Genomic DNA, 2052 nt, shown 5'->3' with positions numbered 1-2052 from the left:
CTGTACATCCTTATCCAGGGATTCCGAATCGCCACGGGCCGCTCGCGCGAGAATCTCATGGAGGTCGTGATCAACATGGGTCGCATCGTCGTCGTGATTGCGGCTGCGACGACCATGGCTGTCATGGGTTCGGATCTGCACACGTTCYTGACGACGGATCTGGACAAGGAGATCCATCAGCTCTTCACGGGCAATACCAACGAGACCACGGCCGACGCGATCGACAAGAACCTTGCCTACACCCAGATCGCTCTTAGCACTATCAACCAGGTCCAGGTCGTTCCTGGCGACGCGGAAATGCAATCGGCCCGCGACCGCTCGAGCTGGATCGCGACGTTCGGTACGGCGAGCCCGCCCATGACCGCGGGCGCCATGCTCCTGCTCTACCAGTTTGCTATGGCGCTGTTCATCGGACTCGGGCCACTCTTTATCCTGTGCCTGATATTCGACCAGACAAAGGACCTTTTCAAACGCTGGCTGATGTACGGCATAGGCACCATATTCTCGATGGCCCTGCTCAGCGTCGTTGCCAGCATGGTCCTCGACCTGACGGTGAAGATCAGCGAAGCACTATGGGGCGCGAAGATCGTGAACTCGATTCTCGGTAACAGCACCGAAGGCCTGACGAGCACCGCCATGCAGCAAGGTGGTATTGGTTTATTGCTGTCGATTCTCGTGGTGTCGGTGCCGCCGATGGCGGCGATGTTCTTCCAAGGGACGCTGGGTAGCGCGCTTACGTATTCGGTGTTCACACCTACGGGTGGAAGGCCGGGGCCGCAGGGGCAGCCTGCTGGATCTTGGAGTGGCGGCCACTTGGCACAAAGTCAAACTGCAGGATTGGGAGATCGCCAAAACACCACAGCAGGCTCGTTTAGCGATCGTGTCGTTACCGGGCAGGGAGCAGCTCTGCCGCAGAACGAAGGGGTGAGGCAGGGTTCATCGGTTGTGAGGCCACAGCAATGAAAACGAGGATTCTCTTCTTCTTGTCTTTGGGGGCACTGCAATTCGCGTCGCTCGCTCATGCTGAAGGCGGTTGTCCTCCAGGCCAGTATCCACAGGAGGGCCAAGGATGGAGGACGTGTGTTCCTATTCCCGGCTCAGTGGACGCGCAGCAGCCTCCGGCAGCACCTCCACCACGGTGGGAAGACCATTGGCAAGCTGTCGCCACTGATAAACAGAAGGCTGTCATCGGTACGTCGATCAACAGTTCGTCAAGTGACGACTCCGCCCAGGCAGCCATTTCGGACTGCCACGCAAAAGGCGGCGTTAGTTGCGAGGTTCAGATTACTTATCGCAACGGTTGTGTCGCCATGGTGGTCGGAAAGACTCTCATGAACACGCAGGGGGAATCGACGAAGGCTGAAGCAGAGAGATCGGCCCTCGCAAAATGCGGTGAATCGGACACAAACTGCCGTGTCTATTATTCGGCTTGCAATCTGCCGGTGCGCGTTCAGTAGAGGATGTGTTCTTGTTGCGCGTAGCTTTCTTACTGCTCGGTTTCTTGGCTGTTCTAGTTGCCCACACGGCTCACGCTGACGGGGGATGTCCGCCTGGGCAGTATCCGCAAAGCGGGCAGGGATGGCAGACGTGCGTACCGATCGCAGGCGCATCTGACGGTGCTGCTCGGCCAGAAAAAGTCGTGCGTTGGGCGGACCGCTATGGGGCAATCGTAAGTGACCCAGACGCCGGCGCTATTGGTGCGTCCACCGGCCAGCAGACACAAGCCGTAGCAGAGCAGAAGGCGACGTCCGATTGCATCGAGAAAGGTGGGAAAAAGTGCGCACTCGACATCGTCTACGGAAACAAGTGCGCTGCCTTGGTTTCTGGCGACAGCTTGTACAACGTTAAGAGCGGTACGACGCTGGTGGATGCGGAGCAGAAGGCACTTCAAGGTTGCCACGACAAGAATTGTCGCGTGTTCTACTCGGGGTGCAGCCCACCCGTCAGCTACTAGCAGGGAGAAAGTAAAGATTGGTGGCCGAAGCGAAGTCGGCCCGGCGCAGTACGCCTGTGGCGAACTGACAACGCAATTCGGTTGCCAAGAGGATCAAC

General features: G+C 58.2%; 3 protein-coding genes. All 3 read left to right on the top strand.

Annotation, left to right across the window (positions count from 1 at the left end; all coding sequences use genetic code 11):
- Nucleotides 1-963 (top strand): TrbL/VirB6 family protein (locus AC1DVF_RS29100; protein WP_477783614.1); only part of this gene is annotated, 963 nt, incomplete at its 5' end.
- Complete coding sequence (locus tag AC1DVF_RS29095) at nt 960-1457, top strand: DUF4189 domain-containing protein (RefSeq protein ID WP_082878880.1); 498 nt, start codon at nt 960-962, stop codon at nt 1455-1457. The genes AC1DVF_RS29100 and AC1DVF_RS29095, both read left to right, overlap by 4 nt.
- Before the next feature lie 5 nt (nt 1458-1462).
- A complete protein-coding gene (locus AC1DVF_RS29090; protein ID WP_477783613.1) occupies nt 1463-1954 on the top strand; it encodes a DUF4189 domain-containing protein in 492 nt (163 codons plus the stop codon).
- The last annotated feature ends 98 nt before the right edge of the window (nt 1955-2052 follow it).

The sequence above is a fragment of the Pseudomonas sp. P4_D7 genome (assembly GCF_056401755.1).
This window is presented reverse-complemented; position numbering and strand designations above follow the sequence as displayed.

Bases quoted from the DNA above. Each gene is read 5' to 3' on its own strand.
- AC1DVF_RS29095 (WP_082878880.1), top strand. From the start codon at position 960: ATGAAAACGAGGATTCTCTTCTTCTTGTCTTTGGGGGCACTGCAATTC.